The organism is Acidovorax sp. GW823-FHT05D11, assembly GCF_058795695.1.
This window is the reverse complement of record NZ_CM179502.1, coordinates 1308499-1326111: the sequence shown is the minus strand read 5'-3', so window position 1 is coordinate 1326111 and position 17613 is coordinate 1308499. Positions and strand designations below refer to the sequence as shown.

The window sequence follows — 17613 nt, the reverse complement described above, 5'->3', positions numbered from 1 at the left end:
CATGCCTGTATTCATCGCTGCCATCGGCGGCATGCTCTTGAATCTCGTCGGCTCGCTGGTCGGCCGTGTGTTGATCGCCTTGGGCATGTGCGTCATCACCTATACCGGCGTGAATGCCGCGCTGGATGAGCTCAAGAATCAAGCCATTCAGCAGTTCTCATCCCTGCCCCCTGAGGTGTTCTCGATGCTTGCGGCCATGAAGGTGGGGGTGGCAATCAGCATCGTGACCAGCGCCATGGCGGCACGCATGCTGCTCGATGGCCTCACGTCCGATACGTTCAAGCGCTGGGCGCTCAAGGTATAGCCCATGCTGCACATCATCAGCGGCGCCAACGGCGCAGGAAAGACCCTGAACACCCTCAAGTGGGTGCGTGAACGCCAGCTCAAGGAAAACCGCCCCGTGTGTCACAACGGGCGCTTTGAACCCGTCGAAGGCGGGGAGCTTGCGGGCTGGAAAAAGATTGATTTCAAGGATTGGCAGGCAGAACCGGATGGCACGATCTTTCTGATCGATGAGGCACACAATGATCTGCCAAACCGCCCGGCAGGGGCCGCAGTGCCGGACCCCATCAAGATGCTGGCAGAGCACCGCAGGCGCGGCTTTGATTTCTATCTGGTCACCCAGCATCCCCAGAACCTCGACAGCTTCGTGCGTAGGCTCGTCGGCCCGCCTGGATGGCACCGGCATCTGAAGCGCTCCTTCGGTGTCGATATGGTCAGCGTGCTGGAGTGGTCCGCCGTCAATCCAAACTGCGAGAAGGACGGCAGTGGCAAAACCGGCACGGTGACCATGCAAGCCTTTCCGAAGGAGGTCTACGGCTGGTACAAAAGCGCCAGCCTGCACACCGGCAAAAAGAAGCTGCCCGGGAAGCTCTGGGTGTTCCTGGCCTGCGTGCTGCTCATCCCGCTGCTGATCTGGTTTGCATCGTCCAAGCTGCTGGCAAAGACCGAGGCGAAGGTGCTAGCGAAAACCGCCAGCGAGGCCCAGGCGCAGGCCAATGCGATGCCGCAGCAGGTAGCGGCAAAGCTCACGCCCGACCAGTACATCCAAGAGCGCTCACCGCGCCTCAAAGACTTCCCGCACACGGCCCCGGCCTATGACGAGGTGACAAAGCCCACCGTGGCCCCATACCCTGCGGCGTGCATCACGATGGGTAAAACCTGCAAGTGCTACACACAGCAGGCCACGCTCCTGCAGGTGAGCGGCCCCGTGTGCCTGCAGATCGTGGCGCAGGGCTTCTTTGTGGACTGGCAGCAGCAGAACCAGCAACAGGGCCAGCACGCCATTCAGGGCCCGCAGATGCAGCCTATGCAGGCCCGGGGGCGCCCCTCAGAGCCACCACCGCAGCAGGTGCGCACGGTGCCCATGCCCAAGCCCGAACCGCAGCCGTCAGGCCAGATCACCCAGGCCGACATCCCCCAGGCGCTGGGCATCAGAAACCCTGCGTTCAACGTCCACCCGCACAACAGCGGCAGTCAAGGCGGCTGACGGCGCGCCACATCGTTCTGAGAGACAAACCGGGGCCCCGGGAACGGAGGCCCTGTGCCGCAGTGGTGGGGTCGGGGTATGGGGTGAAAAACCCCATGTCAGCCGGTTATGCAGCCCGTGCCCTATCTAGACCAGCGATACACTGTTTTACAGGAGGGACAACATGCACAGGCGCTCGTACCAGACAGAGGACGAAGGGTCGTTTCTGCTGGACATCATCAAGATTGCAATCGGTGTATTCATCGGCGGGCTTGCAGCCGCCTTCACGTACGAAGCCATCCTTGCATACCGGGCTGAAATGGCGATACGTAAGGTGCAAGAGGAAGTCAAAGCCCAAACGGACCGCATCGAAAAGCAAGACGCCCGTCGTCGCCAAGCCGAGGCCGAAGCTCTCGATGCAGCGCAGCTTGAGGCGGATCAACTCCGATCTGCCAAGGCCCTCGCGCAGCGGCTGGAAACCGAGCGCCAGCAGCGCAAAGATGCTGCCTGGGCCAAGTTCTACCAGCCTTCTCCCAACTGCAAGATCGACCCCGGCACCACCCCGTGCGCCAACGAACACATGGTTGCTCGAAAGCGCTTTGAAGGCCAGTACGTAGACCGTTGACCTCCTACGGCTACGCGCGCGTTTCCACCACCGAGCAGAACACCGCCGTACAGCTCGCGGCCTTCAAGCGCGCAGGAATCAAACACGTTGTGCAGGAAAAGCGCAGCGGCGTCGCGCAACGCCCTGAGCTGCAAAGCCTCCTTGCTCGCCTGCGTCCCGGTGATGTTCTTGTCGTTTACAAGCTCGACCGCCTGTCTCGCAGCCTGCGTGATCTTCTCCGGCTGCTGGAGTCCCTGGAGCAAGCTGGCGTCACGTTCCGCAGCCTCACGGAATCCATCGATACCAGCAGCCCAGCGGGCCGCATGTTCTGCCACATGCTGGGCGCCTTCGCGGAGTTCGAACGGGCCATGATTCGTGAGCGCTGCGCCGCTGGATTTGAGGCCGCCAAAGCAAGGGGGCAGACATTTGGAAGAGCCCGCTCTATGCCCAAAAAGACCGAAGCCAAACTGGTCCGCATGTACCTCTCAGGCAACTACACAATGCAGGCCCTAGCGGATCACTTTGGCGTGCACACTTCCAGTGTCAAACGTGCAATTTACAGAATCACGAAACCTGAGCACAGCAGCTTAAGATAGCGACGTGCGTATCTCATTGCACAGACAGGAAACGGCCAGAAGCGGTCGTAGCCCTATTGCTGACTCAGGCTGTCAGCGTGTGAATCAAGTGGCAGGGCTCCATTAAAAGACTAGCGCCTCACCCGAAAGACACTCCAAACAGTTTTCGGATAGTCGAAACGGTGACGGCAGTAACCCGATAGGTCGCATCGGCAGCCACGTGAACCACTCGGCCGCTGCTGTAGACGATGCCAACTTCATTCCAATAAATGCACTCAAGGTGAGTCGGGCTGGTCCGCTGGCAATTTTGATGAGAAGACCCCTCAGCGGCAAGGTGGCGGATGTCCTTGCCTGCAAATGCGATGTTGGCGAGTGATTGATTCTCAGAGGCGGATACTGGTCGGCCGCCGGGAGATACATAGATCGACATCTGACCTGCCATGGAGCCTGGGTCGGGCTCACATCCGCACGCAACGGGTGAGGTGAATAGCAAAGGCACGAGTAGGAGCGGCAGCAAAAGCGCCGCGTATCGCATGTGCATGATTCGTCTTTCGCAATCAGGGACCGCTGCCAATGTACCGGCAAAGCAAGATAGTCCGCGAAGTCCAGAAAACTTGCTCAAGAAACACACAACATCTATTCCTCGCTCTGACCAGCGCTGAGTACCGTTGACGCCTCTGAGCCATCATTACCACTGTCGCCTTAGGGCCCAAAGCAGACAGGGATGCTCATCTGTTTCTCGCTCAAAGTTGGCGAAGAATCCTCCGAAGCTCAGATAGTGAATTGCTGCAAGGTAGCATTCCGAGCTCCTCCGCTTCTTGTGGCGAAACATCTTCTGCGATAACCAAAATAGACAACGCATGAAGCCTGTCCTGCAAGTCTTTGGGGACGCCTTCAAGCGCCGAAAGATGTAGCTCAAGACTTGCGGCAATTGCGCTCGCGGGAGCTAAGCCAGTAGCGTACTTGTCCGCAATTTCCAGCACTCGCTCGGCTATTGAGGTATTCGACATATCGTGAATTTCCGCTCCTGGCTGATAGCGGAAAGTCTATCAGCGGTGCTATTTGCGACACACGATCCGCATGGTCGCGGCATACGCAACCAGAAGAGTCCCCTCAGGCAAGCGCACAAACACGCACCGCTCTAGAAATCCCTAAAAGTGGTTGGTTCGAAAACCACAGTCTCCGCCAGAACGCAAGAATGGCACCCCCGCAGTGGGGACCTCTTTGTCTTCGCGTGGCCGATCACAACGAAGGGCATCCGACAGGCCTTTCATTTCCGCACAAGCCGAACTCGCTACGGCTGGCCATGGCAAGCACCGTGGTGGCGCACCTTCGGTCATCCTGAACGGTATCCATCAACGACCCGGCATCCATCACCCCCCGGAAACCGGCGGGGCGAAGCCCAGCACGCCGTCCACCAGCAGCATCAAGAGTGCTGCGCGCAAGTCGTCGCTGGTGTCCGTGACCCCCGTGACGAGGCCGCGCTGCACCCAGATGGCGCGCCCATTGAAGTTCGCGTCGCCCGTGGTGGATTGCAGGTGGCGCGCCAGGATCTCAACCCGTGCATAGTCGCTGTCCGAAATCGAATTCGCAACCGTGATGATGCTGCTCATGGAGTCCTTGGCGAAGCCGGTCAGTGCGCCTCAAGGTTCAATCATTCATCGCGTGCCTGGCACCCTGCGCGCTGCGCGGCGCATTCACAAAGCCACCTTTCAGCGCGTCTTCCACCACGAGCCGGAGGAGGTTCTCGCGCAAGCTGTCGACAGTGTCGGTGACCACGAACTCCTCGACCGGGCCCCGGGTGACCGCGATGGCAACGCCGTCGAAGTTGGCGTCGGTCTGCTGAAGGCAACGCATTACGTCCAGCACACGTTCAAAAGCCTCTTGCGGCACCTTCTGTGCAATGGTGATGTGGATGTTCATGTCTGACCTTGGTTGCAGGGTTGCTGAGCTTGCAGCGAAGAGACCCAGCCCCAGCGGTCATCGATGCCGCCTCCAGCTTGCGCCACCGCGCGGCATCCGTCTATGGGCGCGGTCCTACATCCTCGCCTTTATCTTTGCGATGGATGGATGAATGGACTGGCCGCGCGCAATGGCCGAGGTGCTTGTGCGAACCGCGATGTCCTTGACGCCATCATCCCTGCACCTTCGCACCACGCAGCAGGGCGCAAAAAAAGCCCAACGGAGTGGGCTCTGCGCTGTGCAACAGCCTGGCTCAGCGTTGCCGGCGCCGCAGCCCCACGAGGGCACCGGCGGCCAGCAGGCCAGACATGAGGAGCATGGCCCATTCACTGAGCGTGGGAATGCTGGCTGTCGAAGCCACCACAATGGTGAAGGAATCTGCGGTGGGCCCAGCCCCCCAGGTCCAGGTATAGGAGCCCGGGGTGAGGCCGAGGGCCGCCATCGTGGTTCCCGCCCAGGTCGTTGTGGAGGGCGCCAGGGGGGCGCCGGAAACATAGCCGACGGGCACTCCAATCCACGCGCCCGACGTGATGCCCGCCGCGTCGCCGGAGGTACTGGAGGACAGGATGCCTGCGCCAGCCCCATAGTCCGCAGGCCCCAGCGTGGTGATCGCATAGATGCTCGACGGCGGCGTTCCGACCAGAGCCATTCCAAGATTGGGGATGATCACCGCCGGTGAAATGGTGTTCCCGGCAAAAGTCGCACCCGAGGTGTTGATGCTGCCGCTTCCCGTGGCGACGACATCTGGACCGCTCTGGACAAAATTCAGCGTGTACGCAGCGTGTGAATGGCCGCAAGCAAACACCAGCGCCATGGCCGCGCATTGGACGATTTTCATTGATTCCCCCTGTGAGCGGACGTTTGTAACACGCCGTGAGAAGTCGGCCAACTTCTGGCTGCGCACGTGGCCGCACGGCAGGCGGCGGGCAGGGGTGAAGCCCCGCGGCCGCTGACTCGAAACCAAGCCCTCGCGGCTGCTGTCCGGACCGGCTCCGTTGGTTCGCAGGCCCTCAGCGCCCCCGGCCAGCACGCAAAAAAAAGCCCGCAGTGCGCGGGCTGAACACTTGCTTGTGCAAGCGGGAGGGATGTCGAGAGGGTATCGACGCACGCATCCTAAAACGCCCGTCTTGTGCCAGCTGTAGGACAACATCGCGTGCGGTCCGCGCCGCCGCGGGCAGGGGCTACCGGGCCGATGCAAACCCGCAGGCCGGGTTGTTACGCGCGGACACGCCGCCCGGCGGAGGGTTCTAGTATGGTGAGCGGATTCGATACCCGAAGGATCCACATGTTGAAAGCTTCTCTTGCCCTTGTGGGCGGCGTGACCTTGGCCGCCGCCATGACGGGCTGCTCCGGTTATGGCCAGACACCCGCCCCGTCCTCCTCCAGCGGGCCCGGCAGCGCCACGCCTCCACCGGCGGCGCCTCCAGCAGCGGTGTGCAACGCCCAGCCCGCGCAGTTCGCGGTGGGGCAGAACAGCACCTCCTCGGTCATGGAGTCCGCACGCGCCCGATCGGGCGCGCAACTGGCCCGCATCCTGCGGCCGGGGCAGATGATCACCAAGGAGTTTGATGCGCAGCGCCTGAACCTGGAGGTGGATGCCAACGGGCGCATCATCGCCGTGCGCTGCGGCTGATCCGGCCCGCGACACCGGGCACGCGGCGGGCGCCCGCGATCCTTCAGTCGGCCAGAAAGAGTTCCTGCAGGTCGCTCAGGAAATCGAAGCCCCGCTCCGTCGGGCGCACGCGGGCCATGTCGCGTTCGATCAAGCCCTTGCGCTCGGCCGCCTCCAGGCCTTTGGCGATGGCGGTGACGGGCAGGCCGGTGCGGGCCATGAAGTCCTGCAGCGCAAAGCCCTCGCGCAGCCGCAAGGCATTGAGCATGAATTCGAACGGCAGGTCGGCGCGGCGCACCTCGTCATCCTGGGCCAGGGCGCGGCCGGCCAGGGCGTTGTCCATATAGCGGCCCGGATCGCGAAAGCGCACCTGGCGCACCACGCGGTGCGCAAAGCTCAGCTTGCTGTGCGCGCCCGCGCCAATGCCCAGATAGTCGCCGAACTGCCAGTAGTTGGTGTTGTGAAAACACTGGTGCCCCGACCGGGCGTAGGCCGAGATTTCATAGCGCCCCAGGCCCGCCTGCCCGGTCATCTCCGTGATGCGGTCCAGCATCGCATAGGCCTGGTCATCCTCGGGCACGGCCGGCGGAAACTTCGCGAAGTAGGTGTTGGGCTCGATGGTCAGGTGGTAGATGGAGATGTGCGGCGGTTTCAGGGCCAGCGCCGTCTGCATGTCCTGCTCCAGCTCTTGCAGCGTTTGCCCCGGCAGCGCGTACATGATGTCGAGGTTGAACGTGTCGAAGGCCTGGGCAGCCTCCTCCACCGCCGCCAGGGCCTGGGCGCGGTCATGCACCCGGCCCAGGGCCTGGAGGTGCCGGTCGTTGAAACTCTGCACCCCCACCGACAGGCGCGTGACGCCCGCTGCACGGAACGCTCGGAAGCGGTCTTTTTCGAAGGTGCCGGGGTTGGCCTCCAGGGTGATCTCGCAATCGGCCTCCAGCCGCAGGCGGGCGCGGATGTCGCCGATGAGCCGGTCAATGGCTGCGGGCGAGAACAGGCTGGGCGTGCCCCCGCCGATGAAGATGCTGTGCACCGTGCGGCCCCAGATCAGCGGCAGCGCCGCCTCCAGGTCGGCCATCAACGCGTCGATGTAGCGTTGCTCGGGCAAACCGCCCTCTCCCGGATCACCGGCGGCCTCGCGGTACTCATGCGAGTTGAAGTCGCAGTACGGGCATTTCTTCAGGCACCAGGGCAGGTGCACATACAAGGACAGTGGAGGCAGGCTGGGCAATTGCAGCAGGCCGGGCCGCATGTAGTGCTGGATGTCGCGCACCACGGCGGGCGCATCAGCAGCAGCAGGAATGATGGGAATAGCCATTGCAAGCCTCAAAGGTTCATAGCGCTCGCGCCGCGGTACCCGCCTGCAGCGGGAGCTGTCGCGCGCACGACCGCCGCGCAAGGGCCGCCCAGGCGGCGCAGCTGCGTTTCACTTGCGTGCGCTGGCGGTGTCCCCCTCTGGGGGAAGGCGCGAAGCGACTCAGGGGGAACTTCATGCCAGCCAGCGCTCGCGCATCAGCGCCAGCATCTGCGCGGCAGAACGGCCACGGTGGCTGTGGGCGTTCTTCACCTCCACGGGCAGCTCGGCGAAGGTCTTGCCGAATTCAGGGATGAACATCACGGGGTCGAAGCCAAAACCGTTGCTGCCCCGGGGGGCCGTGGTGATCTCGCCCACCACGCGGCCCACCGCAATCAGCGGCTCCGGGTCCTGCGGGCTGCGCACGGCGACCAGGGTGCTGACCATTGCCGCGCGGCGGTTGGCCACGCCCTGCAGTTGCTCCAGCAGGGCCCGCACATTGTTGTCGTCACTCTTCTCGTAGCCGAACTGGGTGCAGTAGTAGGCGGTATCGACGCCCGGCAGGCCGCCAAAGGCGTCCACGCACATGCCTGCGTCGTCCGCCAATGCAGGCAGGCCCGTGTGTGCCGAGGCGAAGCGGGCCTTGGCCAGGGCGTTCTCGACAAAGGTGCGAAAGGGCTCTTCGGCCTCGCCCACGCCGAGGTCGGCCTGGCGCACCAGTTCCACGCCCAGCGGCTCGAACATGGCCTGCAGCTCCGCCAGCTTGCCGCGGTTGTTGGATGCGAGAACAATTTTCATAGGTCAAAATGGCCTCTGGCGCTTATCCATCAAGCGCTAGCAGCTATCAATAAATGAGTATTCCTGTCATGGGGTTTCCAGAAGCGACCGCTGCTGCAGCTGCACCAGCTCTGCAATGCCCTTTTCCGCCAACGCCAGCAGCTGGTCCATCTCCGCGCGGGTAAAGGCCGCGCCCTCGGCCGTGCCCTGCACTTCCACGAAATGGCCAGCGCCGGTCATCACGATGTTCATGTCGGTGTCGCAGTCCACGTCTTCGACGTACTCCAGGTCGAGCAGCGGCGTGCCCTGAACCATGCCCACCGAAATGGCGGCCACGGGCTGCACCAGCGGCGACTGGGCGATCTTGCCGCTGGCAAGCAGCTGGTTGACCGCGTCCTGCGCCGCCACCCAGGCGCCGGTGATGGCCGCGGTGCGCGTGCCGCCGTCGGCCTGGATCACGTCGCAGTCGAGCTGGAGAGTGCGCTCTCCCAGCAGCTTCAGGTCGAACACGGCGCGCAGCGAGCGGCCGATGAGACGCTGGATCTCCTGCGTGCGGCCATTTTGCTTGCCCCGCGCGGCCTCGCGGTCGTTGCGGGTGTGGGTGGCGCGCGGCAGCATGCCGTACTCGGCCGTCACCCAGCCCTCTCCGCTGCCCCGCTTGTGGGGCGGCACCCGCTCCTCCACCGACGCGGTGCACAGCACCTTGGTGTTGCCAAATTCGATGAGCACCGAGCCCTCGGCATGCATGGTGTAGTGGCGGGTGATACGCACGGTGCGCAACTGGTCGGCGGCGCGGCCGCCGGTACGGACAAAGGGTGTCATGGTGTGGGTGGCTCGTAAAAAAACACAAGGCGGATGAGTGAAGGACCTGCGTGCAGGGACACACTCCCGCGCCCCAAAAACTCAGGCCGCCAGATCCATCGGCGCCTGGCCGGCCGGGAACTCACGCCTTGCGGGCGGCAGAGCGGCGTATGGCTTCGTTGATTTCGGCGATGGACCGCTCAATGGCCGCGTCGTCCAGGTCATCCACCAGCCCGTCGAGCGGGCCCGCCTGGATGGTGGACGCAAACACGTCGTCGCTGATGCTGTCTGTCGAGACGCCCTGGGTGGACTCGAACGCGTCGGGGGTTTCCCATTCCATCGCCACCACCGTGACGTTGTCGCTGCTGTCGCCCGCCTTGCGCAGGGCATCCTCCACCAGTTCGGGCACCGCGTGCGACACCGCATTGCGGGCGAGCTGCTTGGCGATTTCCTCGTCGCTGAGCGTGCCCCACAGGCCGTCCGAGCACAGCAGGATGCGGTCGCCCTGCTCCAGATACACCGGGCCCGTGATGTCGTAGATGGGTTTGGTCGGCGAGCCCAGGCAGGTGAACAGCACATTGCGGTTGATGCGCTCGAGCCCCGGCGGGGGCGAATTGCGCAGCTCCATGTACGAATGGTCGCGCGTGCGGGTGAGCAGGTCGCCGTCGCGCACCATGTACAGGCGCGAATCGCCGCAGTGGATCCAGGTGGCCGTGCCAGCCTGCAGCACGGCCGCCACCAGCGTGGTGCGGGGCGTGTCGAGCATGCCCTTGTCGGTGGCATAGCGCAGGATCTGGTGGTGCGCGGCCAGCAGTGCGCCCGAAAGAAATTCCTGCACGTCCTTGAGCTGGGGCTTGGCCTGGCGCTGGAACAGCGCCGAGATGGTCTGCAGCGCGATCTGCGCGGCCACTTCACCTTCGGGGTGGCCGCCCATGCCGTCGGCCAGCACGAACAGGCCCGATTCGCGCGTGTAGCAATAGCCCATGCGGTCTTCGTTCTTCTCGCGGCCGCCACGGCGGCTGATCTGGAAAACCGAGAACTTCATAGTGACCCACGCAAACAAGGATGCACCACGGCATCGTTAATGAACAGGCGCCCCGCCCCAACCCGCTTCGCGTGGGTCGTTTTCATTTGGGTTTGGCTCCGATACCGGTGGCTTCACCCACCTTTTGCACGTTCTTCTTGGTGTCGGACACCAGGGTGTCCAGTTGCAGGCGCATCTTCTCGGCCACCGTGAGCTTGGTGTAGCGGCGCTCGCCCTCGCGGCTGAGCTCTTTTTGCAGCGCGAACACCGACTGCGGGCGCGACAGCGGGTCCAGCGCCATGCACCACTCCACCACCTCGATGAGGTTGTCGGAGTACACGCCGCGCAGCTTGGTCAGCGCCAGCGACAGGCGGTCTTTTTCGATGCGCTGGGGCGCCTCGTTGGGAGGAAAGCCCTGCATGCAGGCGTAGATGCAGGCACCGATGGCATAGATGTCGGTCCACGGGCCCATGGACGAGTCGCGCCGGTACATCTCGGGCGCGGCAAAGCCGGGCGTGTACATGGGGCGGATGAAGTTGCCCTCCTTGGACAGCACCTCGCGCGCGGCGCCGAAGTCGATCATCACGGCCTTGTTGTCGTCGGTGATGAAGATGTTGGCCGGCTTGATGTCGAGGTGCAGCATCTTGTGCTGGTGCACGATGCGCAGGCCGCGCAGCACCTCGTCGAACAGCGAGCGGATGGTCGACTCGCGGAACACCTTCTGCGTCTTGAGGTCACGCGCGGTGATGATGAAGTCCTGCAGGGTCGCGCCCTCCAGGTAGTTCATCACCATGTAGACGGTTTCGTTCTCGCGAAAGAAATTGAGCACGCTCACCACGGAGGCGTGCGAGATCTGGGCCAGCGAGCGCCCTTCTTCAAAAAAGCTCTTGAGCCCCAGGCGGTAGAGCGAGAGTTTCTCGGACGGCACCTTGGGCAGCAATTCGCCAGGCGCGCGCGTCGCCAGGGACGACGGAAGGTATTCCTTGATGGCGACCTGCTGTCCTTCGCTGTCCGTGGCGAGGTAGACCACGCCAAAGCCCCCGGAGGACACCCTGCGAACCACGCGGTATCCACCAATGGCGGTGTCGGGCGGCAAGGGAGCCGGCTTGATTTTTGACATATTTTGCGAAGATGACTCGGGGGTAGAGCGGAACCCGGATAATCGCCGGATCGCAAGCAACCATCAAAAAGTCCAATGCCAGTTTACAGCATGACCGGATACGCCAGCGCACAGCACGGCGCGTCCGCCACTGGCGCAGAAACCGAGGCCCGCGCGTCCCAATCGCGCAGGCTGGGGCTGGAAATCCGGTCGGTCAACAGCCGCTTCCTGGACCTGTCGTTCCGCCTGCCCGATGAACTGCGCGCCATGGAGCCCGCGCTGCGCAGCCTGCTGACCGCCCGGCTCAAGCGGGGCAAGGTCGAGGTCCGGGCCGCCCTGGAGAACGAGGAAAGCAACACCCTGCAGGATCCGCCCGCGCGGCTGCTGCAGCGGCTCAACTCGCTGCAGGACTCCGTCAAGGCATGGCTGCCCACCGCCGCCCCCCTCACGGTGGCCGATGCCCTGCGCCTGTGCGCCAACGCCCCGTCGGGCTCCGAGGACTGGAGCGAAGCCGTGCCCGCCCTCGCGGAAGAAGCGCTGACCGCGCTCATGGCCGCCCGCGAGCGGGAGGGCAAGCGCCTGGCCACCATGCTTCTGGACAGGGTCAAGCAGCTGCGCGCCCTGGCGGAACAGGCCGTCCCCATGGTGCCCCTGTTGGTCGAGCAGCAGCGGCTGCGCTTCATGGAGCGCTGGAAGGAGGCCATGGCCCTGACCGATGGCGCCACCCTGCCCGAGGCCGCCCGCGACCGCGCCCTGACAGAAGCCACCGCCTTTGCCATCCGTATCGACGTGGCCGAGGAAATCACCCGGCTGGACTCCCACCTGGACGAAATCGAACGCCTGCTCAAGAAGGGCGGCGAAGTGGGCAAGCGGCTGGACTTCCTGATCCAGGAACTGCACCGCGAGGCCAATACGCTGGGCTCCAAGTCTGCCGCGCTTGACCTCACACGCATCAGCGTGGACATGAAAGTGCTGATCGAGCAGATGCGCGAGCAAGTGCAAAATATCGAGTAATACTCATTTTTTGATAGCGCGCAGCGCACATCAACTATGGACTACCCCGGAAATCTCATCGTAGTTGCAGCCCCCAGCGGGGCTGGCAAATCCAGCCTCGTCAAGGCCCTGCTGGAGCTGGACTCCCACGTCCACCTGTCCATCTCCCACACCACCCGCGCGCCACGCGGCCAGGAAAAACATGGCCGCGACTATTACTTTGCCTCGCAGTCCGAATTCGACGCCATGGTGGAGGGCAATGCCTTCGTGGAGTGGGCGCATGTGCACGGCAACCGCTACGGCACCTCCAAGAAAGCCATCGAGGAGCGGATTGCCCAGGGCTCGGACGTGATCCTGGAGATCGATTTCCAGGGCGCCCTGCAGATCAAGCAGGCATTTGCCAACGCCATCCTGGTGTTCATCCTGCCTCCCAGCTGGGAAGAACTGCGCTCGCGCCTGGAACGGCGGGGCGAAGACTCTCCCGATGTCATCGAAGTCCGCCTCAAGAACGCGGCCATCGAGATGGCGCAAGTCAGCAAATTCGACTTCGTTATAATCAATGAGTTGTTTGAGCGCGCGCTTTTCGACCTGAAAGCCGTAGTTCACGCCCAGCGACTCAAGTACGCCGCCCAGCGCCGCGCCCGTGCTGACACCTTCCAGTCGCTCAATATCACCTGAATCCGGAGTAAACCGATGGCACGCATCACCGTAGAAGACTGTCTGGAAAAGATCCCCAACCGCTTCCAGCTCGTGTTGGCCGCCACGTACCGTGCCCGCATGCTGAGCCAAGGCCACGCCCCCCGCATCGAAAGCCGCAACAAGCCCGCCGTGACTGCCTTGCGCGAAATCGCCGAAGGCAAGGTTGGCCTGGAAATGCTCAAGAAGGTTCCTGGTTGAGCATTTTCCCGGGCGAAGTCCCTAAAGAGCACCGCGGCAGCGGTGCTTTTTTTTGCCCAGAAGTCGTCTGATGCGCTCCCGCGCTACATTTAAGGCATGAACGCGGTGCTCAACTCACCTTCTGCAACGCAGCCCCGGTTTGGCGAATCGCCAACGGCGGGCACCCTTTCGGCAGCCGCAGCGGCCGCCAATGCCGCTGCGGCCAGCTTTGCCGCGCTGACGGACAGCCTGGACTACCTGGACGCCGGCAGCATCGAGCAGGTGCGCCAGGCCTACCGGTTCGCGGACGAGGCCCATCTGGGCCAGTTGCGCAACAGCGGCGAGCCCTACATCACCCACCCCATCGCCGTGGCGGCCCAGTGCGCCACCTGGAAGCTCGATGCACAGGCGCTGATGGCGGCCCTGCTCCACGATGCCATGGAAGATTGCGGCGTCACCAAGGCCGACCTGATCGACCGCTTTGGGGCCCCCGTGGCCGAGCTGGTGGACGGCCTGACCAAGCTCGACAAGCTGCAGTTCAACACCCGCGAGGAAAACCAGGCGGAGTCCTTCCGCAAGATGCTGCTGGCGATGGCGCGCGACGTGCGGGTCATCCTGATCAAGCTGGCGGACCGCACCCACAACATGCGCACGCTGTCCGACATGCCGCGCAGCAAATGGGGCCGCATCTCATCCGAAACGCTGGAGATCTACGCCCCCATCGCCCACCGCCTGGGGCTCAACCAGACCTACCGTGAATTGCAGGACCTGGCATTCCGGCATCTGCATCCGTGGCGGTATGCCACGCTGTCCAAGGCCGTCAACAAATCGCGCAACCGCCGGCGCGACCTGGTGCAGAAGGTGCAGGCCGAGGTGGATACCGCCTTCTCGAAAATCGGCATGAAGGTTCGCCTGGCCGGCCGGGAAAAGACCTTGTACGCCATCTACCAGAAGATGGACCTCAAGCACCTGAGCTTTGCCCAGGTCACGGACATCTACGGCTTCCGGGTGATCGTGCCCACGGTAACGGACTGCTACACCGCATTGGGCGTGCTGCACCAGATGTACAAGCCCGTGCCCGGCAAGTTCAAGGACCACATTGCGATCGCCAAGCTCAACGGCTACCAGTCGCTGCACACCACCCTTGTCGGCCCTTCGGGCGTGAACATCGAGTTCCAGATGCGCACGGACGAAATGCACGTGATCGCCGAGGCCGGCGTGGCGGCGCATTGGCTGTACAAGGCACAGGATGGCGACGGCACGTCTGCCGAACGCCTGGGCACCAAATGGCTGCAATCGCTGCTCGACATCCAGAACGAAACCCGCGATGCCGCCGAGTTCTGGGACCACGTGAAGGTGGACCTGTTCCCCGACGCCGTGTACGTGTTCACCCCCAAGAGCCAGATCATGGCCCTGCCCCGCGGCGCGACGGTGGTGGACTTTGCCTACGCCATCCACAGCAACGTGGGCGACCGCACCACCGCCGCCAAGATCAACAACGAGCAGGTGCCGCTGCGCACCGAGCTCAAGAACGGCGACGTGGTGGAAATCATCACCGCGCCCGTCTCCACCCCCAATCCGGCCTGGCTGGGCTTTGTGCGCACCGGCCGGGCGCGCTCCAAGATCCGGCACTATCTGAAAACCCTGGCGCAGACCGAATCGGAAGGGCTGGGGGAAAAGCTGCTGACTCAGGCCATCCGCGCCGAAGGCCTTGAACAACTGCCACCGCTGGACGCGGAAACCCAGCCGATGTGGGAGAAGCTGCTGCGCTTCACCGGCAACCGCACCCGCAGCGAACTGATGACGGACCTGGGCCTTGGCAAGCGCATTGCCAGCATCGTCGCAAAACGGCTCATGGTGCTGATGTCCGAGCATGGCCACCGCCCCGACGCGCTGCTCATGACCCGCGAGCGCTATACCTCGCATGAAACGCTGTCCCAGGGGGCCGTCACGCTCGACGGCAGCGAAAACGCGTCGGTGCAATACGCCACCTGCTGCAGGCCCGTGCCCGGCGACAGCATCGTCGGCTATCTCGGCCGGGGCGAAGGGCTGGTCGTCCACAACGTGCACTGCACGGTGGCCAAGCGCCTGCAGCACAAGGACAGCGAACGCTTCATCGCGGTGGATTGGTCCGACGAGCCCACCCGCATGTTTGAAACAGGGGTCGTGGTCACCGTCACCAACGGCAAGGGTGTCCTGGCCCGCGTGGCCGCGGAACTGGCAAATTCAGAAGCGGATATCACCCATGTCGACATGGATGACGAGGCCGCGCTCGACACCACCGACCTGCGGTTTATCGTTGCCGTGCGCGACCAGGCACACCTGGAACTGGCGCTGAAAAACCTGCGCCGCACCCAGGCAGTCATTCGCGCCGCCAGGATCACGCCACAGGCGTAGGAAATCCAGCTGGCCTGGAGGCCCCACCAGCCACTCGGCTTCGGCTGAGTTGCTGCGCGGTTGGCTGCTACCCGGCTCGCGGCGGGTATCTCACCTCCACCACCTCCAGATTGCGGACACCGCCCGGCGTGGGCAGTTGCACCTCGTCACCGACACGGGCCTTGAGCAATGCGCGGGCGACCGGAGAAATCCAGCTCACCTGCGACTCGTGGCTGTCCGCCTCATCGATGCCCATGATGGTGATGGTGCGCTCCACGGCCTCATCATCCACATAGGTCACCGTGGCCCCGAAAAACACCTGGTCACTTCCAGCGTGAAGGCTGGGGTCCACCACTTCAGCAATTTCCAGCCGCTGGGTCAGGAACCGGATGCGCCGGTCGATTTCGCGCAGACGCTTCTTGCCATACAGGTAGTCGCCGTTTTCGGAGCGATCGCCGTTGCTGGCGGCCCAATGCACGACGTCCACGATCTTGGGACGCTCGTTGTCGATCAGGTCAAGCAGCTCATCCCGCAGGCGGGCATAGCCAGCGGGAGTGATGTAGTTCTTGCCACCCGCAGGCAGCGGAGGCAGCGCCAATTCATCTTCGTCGCCACCGTCGGTTTCTTTGGTAAAAGCCTTGCTCATAGCCACATCTCCCGATCAGCGCAAAGCGCTCTGGACAAATGAAAAAGCCTGCAATCTTTCGATTGCAGGCTTTAAACATTGGTGCGGCTGGCAGGAATCGAACCCACGACCCCTTGGTTCGTAGCCAAGTACTCTATCCAGCTGAGCTACAGCCGCTAAGCTTTGAATTATAGCATGATTTCTTGGCGACCCTTGAAATCAGATTTTTCTGCTTGTTCCTGCCTTGAAGGCAAGCTCAATCAGACACTCAACTCAACGCAAGCCAGGATTGTAATGCACTCCAGAGACTCCAAAGAGAAAAGGACTGCACTGCGACAAGAAAAATGGCTGCAATCGCGATGATCGCCCGTGCGAACGACGGGTGGTAGGGCGTGTTGGACTTGAACCAACGACCAAAGGATTATGAGTCCTCTGCTCTAACCAACTGAGCTAACGCCCCAAGCCATGCTCCAGCGCCATACAACGGGGCAAGCGCCGTATTGTAGGGGCTTTACTTGCGATGGCTGAGTGCGTTGGACACGAGCTTGGACGTGATGTCCACGATCTGGATCATCCGGTCATAGGGCATGCGCGTAGGGCCGATCACACCCAGCGTGCCCACGACCTTGCCGTCCACTTCGTACGGCGAACTGACAATGGACAGCTCTTCAAAGGGCACCACATGGCTTTCGCCGCCGATGTAGATGCGCACACCTTCCGCCTGGCTGGAGATATCCAGCAACCGCAGTATCTGGGTCTTTTGCTCGAACAGATCGAAGGCCCGCCGCAGGTTTCCCATGTCGCTGGAAAAATCGCTGACAGCCAGCAGGTTGCGCTCGCCCGAAATAACAACCTCGTCCTGCGCCTCCGACAGGGCCTCGGAACCCACGTTGACGGCCGCCTGCATGAGGGAGGCGATCTCGCCGCGCAGCACATCCACTTCGGACTTCAGGCGCTCGCGCACCTGCTCCATCGCGAGCCCCGCGTAGTGCGCGTTGAGGAAGTTGGAGGCTTCAATGAGCTGCGATTGCGAGTAGTCCGCCTCGGTGAAGATGACGCGGTTCTGAACGTCCCCCTCGGGAGAAACGATGATGACCAGAAACCGACGCTCGGAAAGCCGCAGGAATTCGATGTGGCGAAATACCGAAGTGCGCCGTGGCGCCATGACCACCCCGACGAACTGCGAGAGGTTTGACAACAACTGCGCCGCGTTCGCAATCACCTTCTGGGGCTGCTCCGGCGCAAGCTGTGGAGGTGTCAGCGGATCCCTTTGCACCGTCAGCATGGTGTCTACAAAGAGCCGGTAGCCACGTGCCGTGGGAATGCGCCCTGCCGAAGTGTGGGGGCTTGCAATCAGTCCCAGTTCCTCCAGATCCGCCATGACATTGCGGATGGTGGCTGGCGAGAGATCGAGCCCGGACGCGCGCGACAAGGTCCTCGATCCAACGGGCTGGCCATCGGCGATATAGCGCTCGACCAGCGCTTTGAGCAACAACTTGGCACGGTCATCGAGCATGGAATGATTTT

Annotated in this window: 20 protein-coding genes and 2 tRNA genes; 9 read left to right on the top strand and 13 right to left on the bottom strand. The window is 63.0% G+C overall.

The window, feature by feature from the left end; translation table 11 throughout:
- The first annotated feature begins 1 nt into the window (after position 1).
- The 4 genes from AC3RCE_RS06115 to AC3RCE_RS06100 all read left to right on the top strand — a co-directional run bounded on the left by AC3RCE_RS06115 (position 2) and on the right by AC3RCE_RS06100 (position 2668).
- A complete protein-coding gene (locus AC3RCE_RS06115) occupies positions 2 to 304 on the top strand; it encodes a DUF2523 domain-containing protein (RefSeq protein WP_218293556.1) in 303 nt (100 codons plus the stop codon).
- Between the two features lie 3 nt (positions 305 to 307).
- Positions 308 to 1489 (top strand): zonular occludens toxin domain-containing protein, encoded by a 1182-nt coding sequence (locus AC3RCE_RS06110; RefSeq protein ID WP_492254722.1) that lies wholly within the window; start codon positions 308 to 310, stop codon positions 1487 to 1489.
- A gap of 163 nt (positions 1490 to 1652) precedes the next feature.
- Positions 1653 to 2093, top strand: coding sequence for a hypothetical protein (locus tag AC3RCE_RS06105; protein ID WP_492254721.1), 441 nt, complete (start codon positions 1653 to 1655; stop codon positions 2091 to 2093).
- The gene (locus AC3RCE_RS06100) at positions 2090 to 2668 is read left to right on the top strand and encodes a recombinase family protein (RefSeq protein ID WP_492254720.1); all 579 of its coding nucleotides are present in this window, start codon (positions 2090 to 2092) and stop codon (positions 2666 to 2668) included. Before AC3RCE_RS06105 ends, AC3RCE_RS06100 begins: the two co-directional genes overlap by 4 nt.
- Before the next feature lie 722 nt (positions 2669 to 3390).
- Here the strand turns inward: AC3RCE_RS06100 and AC3RCE_RS06095 are convergent.
- The 4 genes from AC3RCE_RS06095 to AC3RCE_RS06080 form a co-directional block, all read right to left on the bottom strand.
- Positions 3391 to 3657: a hypothetical protein gene (locus tag AC3RCE_RS06095; RefSeq protein ID WP_147433721.1), complete on the bottom strand. Its 267-nt coding sequence runs from the start codon at positions 3655 to 3657 to the stop codon at positions 3391 to 3393.
- 363 nt (positions 3658 to 4020) lie between these two features.
- On the bottom strand, positions 4021 to 4260 hold the full coding sequence (locus AC3RCE_RS06090; protein WP_492254719.1) for a hypothetical protein: 240 nt from the start codon (positions 4258 to 4260) through the stop codon (positions 4021 to 4023).
- A gap of 37 nt (positions 4261 to 4297) precedes the next feature.
- On the bottom strand, positions 4298 to 4570 hold the full coding sequence (locus AC3RCE_RS06085; protein WP_218293549.1) for a hypothetical protein: 273 nt from the start codon (positions 4568 to 4570) through the stop codon (positions 4298 to 4300).
- Positions 4571 to 4862: 292 nt separating this feature from the next.
- Positions 4863 to 5447, bottom strand: coding sequence for an IPTL-CTERM sorting domain-containing protein (locus AC3RCE_RS06080; protein ID WP_492254718.1), 585 nt, complete (start codon positions 5445 to 5447; stop codon positions 4863 to 4865).
- Positions 5448 to 5894: 447 nt separating this feature from the next.
- Here AC3RCE_RS06080 and AC3RCE_RS06075 point away from each other — a divergent pair, with 447 nt between their 5' ends.
- Positions 5895 to 6242, top strand: coding sequence for an I78 family peptidase inhibitor (locus tag AC3RCE_RS06075; RefSeq protein WP_492254717.1), 348 nt, complete (start codon positions 5895 to 5897; stop codon positions 6240 to 6242).
- Between the two features lie 43 nt (positions 6243 to 6285).
- Here the strand turns inward: AC3RCE_RS06075 and hemW are convergent, their stop codons facing one another.
- The 5 genes from hemW to AC3RCE_RS06050 form a co-directional block, all read right to left on the bottom strand.
- Positions 6286 to 7539, bottom strand: a complete 1254-nt coding sequence (gene hemW / locus AC3RCE_RS06070; RefSeq protein ID WP_492254716.1) for a radical SAM family heme chaperone HemW — start codon at positions 7537 to 7539, stop codon at positions 6286 to 6288.
- Between the two features lie 171 nt (positions 7540 to 7710).
- Complete coding sequence (rdgB, locus tag AC3RCE_RS06065) at positions 7711 to 8313, bottom strand: RdgB/HAM1 family non-canonical purine NTP pyrophosphatase (RefSeq protein ID WP_218341514.1); 603 nt, start codon at positions 8311 to 8313, stop codon at positions 7711 to 7713.
- 66 nt (positions 8314 to 8379) lie between these two features.
- Positions 8380 to 9114 carry a ribonuclease PH gene (gene rph, locus AC3RCE_RS06060; protein WP_218293544.1) on the bottom strand — a complete coding sequence of 245 codons (735 nt, stop codon included), beginning with the start codon at positions 9112 to 9114 and terminating at the stop codon, positions 8380 to 8382.
- 121 nt (positions 9115 to 9235) lie between these two features.
- Positions 9236 to 10138 carry a PP2C family protein-serine/threonine phosphatase gene (locus AC3RCE_RS06055; protein ID WP_218293543.1) on the bottom strand — a complete coding sequence of 301 codons (903 nt, stop codon included), beginning with the start codon at positions 10136 to 10138 and terminating at the stop codon, positions 9236 to 9238.
- Between the two features lie 82 nt (positions 10139 to 10220).
- Positions 10221 to 11237, bottom strand: a complete 1017-nt coding sequence (locus AC3RCE_RS06050) for a serine/threonine protein kinase (protein WP_218293542.1) — start codon at positions 11235 to 11237, stop codon at positions 10221 to 10223.
- 90 nt (positions 11238 to 11327) lie between these two features.
- Between AC3RCE_RS06050 and AC3RCE_RS06045 the strand changes: the two genes are divergently transcribed.
- From AC3RCE_RS06045 to AC3RCE_RS06030, 4 genes are all read left to right on the top strand, one after another.
- Entirely contained in the window at positions 11328 to 12230 is a 903-nt protein-coding gene (locus AC3RCE_RS06045; protein WP_304505103.1) for a YicC/YloC family endoribonuclease, read from the top strand.
- Between the two features lie 36 nt (positions 12231 to 12266).
- Positions 12267 to 12887: a guanylate kinase gene (gene gmk / locus AC3RCE_RS06040; protein WP_218293540.1), complete on the top strand. Its 621-nt coding sequence runs from the start codon at positions 12267 to 12269 to the stop codon at positions 12885 to 12887.
- Between the two features lie 15 nt (positions 12888 to 12902).
- Complete coding sequence (gene rpoZ / locus AC3RCE_RS06035) at positions 12903 to 13106, top strand: DNA-directed RNA polymerase subunit omega (protein WP_005794722.1); 204 nt, start codon at positions 12903 to 12905, stop codon at positions 13104 to 13106.
- Positions 13107 to 13202: 96 nt separating this feature from the next.
- Positions 13203 to 15482, top strand: coding sequence for a RelA/SpoT family protein (locus AC3RCE_RS06030; protein WP_218293539.1), 2280 nt, complete (start codon positions 13203 to 13205; stop codon positions 15480 to 15482).
- Between the two features lie 67 nt (positions 15483 to 15549).
- Here the strand turns inward: AC3RCE_RS06030 and greB are convergent, their stop codons facing one another.
- The 4 genes from greB to hrcA all read right to left on the bottom strand — a co-directional run bounded on the left by greB (position 15550) and on the right by hrcA (position 17602).
- Positions 15550 to 16107: a transcription elongation factor GreB gene (gene greB / locus AC3RCE_RS06025; protein WP_218341516.1), complete on the bottom strand. Its 558-nt coding sequence runs from the start codon at positions 16105 to 16107 to the stop codon at positions 15550 to 15552.
- 79 nt (positions 16108 to 16186) lie between these two features.
- Positions 16187 to 16263 (bottom strand) — tRNA-Arg (locus AC3RCE_RS06020).
- Positions 16264 to 16469: 206 nt separating this feature from the next.
- A tRNA-Ile gene (locus AC3RCE_RS06015) sits at positions 16470 to 16546 on the bottom strand.
- A 51-nt stretch (positions 16547 to 16597) separates the two neighbouring features.
- Entirely contained in the window at positions 16598 to 17602 is a 1005-nt protein-coding gene (hrcA, locus tag AC3RCE_RS06010; RefSeq protein WP_218341517.1) for a heat-inducible transcriptional repressor HrcA, read from the bottom strand.
- Positions 17603 to 17613 lie beyond the last annotated feature (11 nt).

Bases quoted from the DNA above. Each gene is read 5' to 3' on its own strand.
- AC3RCE_RS06115 (WP_218293556.1), top strand. From the start codon at position 2: ATGCCTGTATTCATCGCTGCCATCGGCGGCATGCTCTTGAATCTCGTC.
- AC3RCE_RS06110 (WP_492254722.1), top strand. From the start codon at position 308: ATGCTGCACATCATCAGCGGCGCCAACGGCGCAGGAAAGACCCTGAAC.
- AC3RCE_RS06105 (WP_492254721.1), top strand. From the start codon at position 1,653: ATGCACAGGCGCTCGTACCAGACAGAGGACGAAGGGTCGTTTCTGCTG.
- AC3RCE_RS06095 (WP_147433721.1), bottom strand. From the start codon at position 3,657: ATGTCGAATACCTCAATAGCCGAGCGAGTGCTGGAAATTGCGGACAAG.
- AC3RCE_RS06090 (WP_492254719.1), bottom strand. From the start codon at position 4,260: ATGAGCAGCATCATCACGGTTGCGAATTCGATTTCGGACAGCGACTAT.
- AC3RCE_RS06085 (WP_218293549.1), bottom strand. From the start codon at position 4,570: ATGAACATCCACATCACCATTGCACAGAAGGTGCCGCAAGAGGCTTTT.
- AC3RCE_RS06080 (WP_492254718.1), bottom strand. From the start codon at position 5,447: ATGAAAATCGTCCAATGCGCGGCCATGGCGCTGGTGTTTGCTTGCGGC.
- AC3RCE_RS06075 (WP_492254717.1), top strand. From the start codon at position 5,895: ATGTTGAAAGCTTCTCTTGCCCTTGTGGGCGGCGTGACCTTGGCCGCC.
- hemW (WP_492254716.1), bottom strand. From the start codon at position 7,539: ATGGCTATTCCCATCATTCCTGCTGCTGCTGATGCGCCCGCCGTGGTG.
- rdgB (WP_218341514.1), bottom strand. From the start codon at position 8,313: ATGAAAATTGTTCTCGCATCCAACAACCGCGGCAAGCTGGCGGAGCTG.
- rph (WP_218293544.1), bottom strand. From the start codon at position 9,114: ATGACACCCTTTGTCCGTACCGGCGGCCGCGCCGCCGACCAGTTGCGC.
- AC3RCE_RS06055 (WP_218293543.1), bottom strand. From the start codon at position 10,138: ATGAAGTTCTCGGTTTTCCAGATCAGCCGCCGTGGCGGCCGCGAGAAG.
- AC3RCE_RS06050 (WP_218293542.1), bottom strand. From the start codon at position 11,237: ATGTCAAAAATCAAGCCGGCTCCCTTGCCGCCCGACACCGCCATTGGT.
- AC3RCE_RS06045 (WP_304505103.1), top strand. From the start codon at position 11,328: ATGACCGGATACGCCAGCGCACAGCACGGCGCGTCCGCCACTGGCGCA.
- gmk (WP_218293540.1), top strand. From the start codon at position 12,267: ATGGACTACCCCGGAAATCTCATCGTAGTTGCAGCCCCCAGCGGGGCT.
- rpoZ (WP_005794722.1), top strand. From the start codon at position 12,903: ATGGCACGCATCACCGTAGAAGACTGTCTGGAAAAGATCCCCAACCGC.
- AC3RCE_RS06030 (WP_218293539.1), top strand. From the start codon at position 13,203: ATGAACGCGGTGCTCAACTCACCTTCTGCAACGCAGCCCCGGTTTGGC.
- greB (WP_218341516.1), bottom strand. From the start codon at position 16,107: ATGAGCAAGGCTTTTACCAAAGAAACCGACGGTGGCGACGAAGATGAA.
- hrcA (WP_218341517.1), bottom strand. From the start codon at position 17,602: ATGCTCGATGACCGTGCCAAGTTGTTGCTCAAAGCGCTGGTCGAGCGC.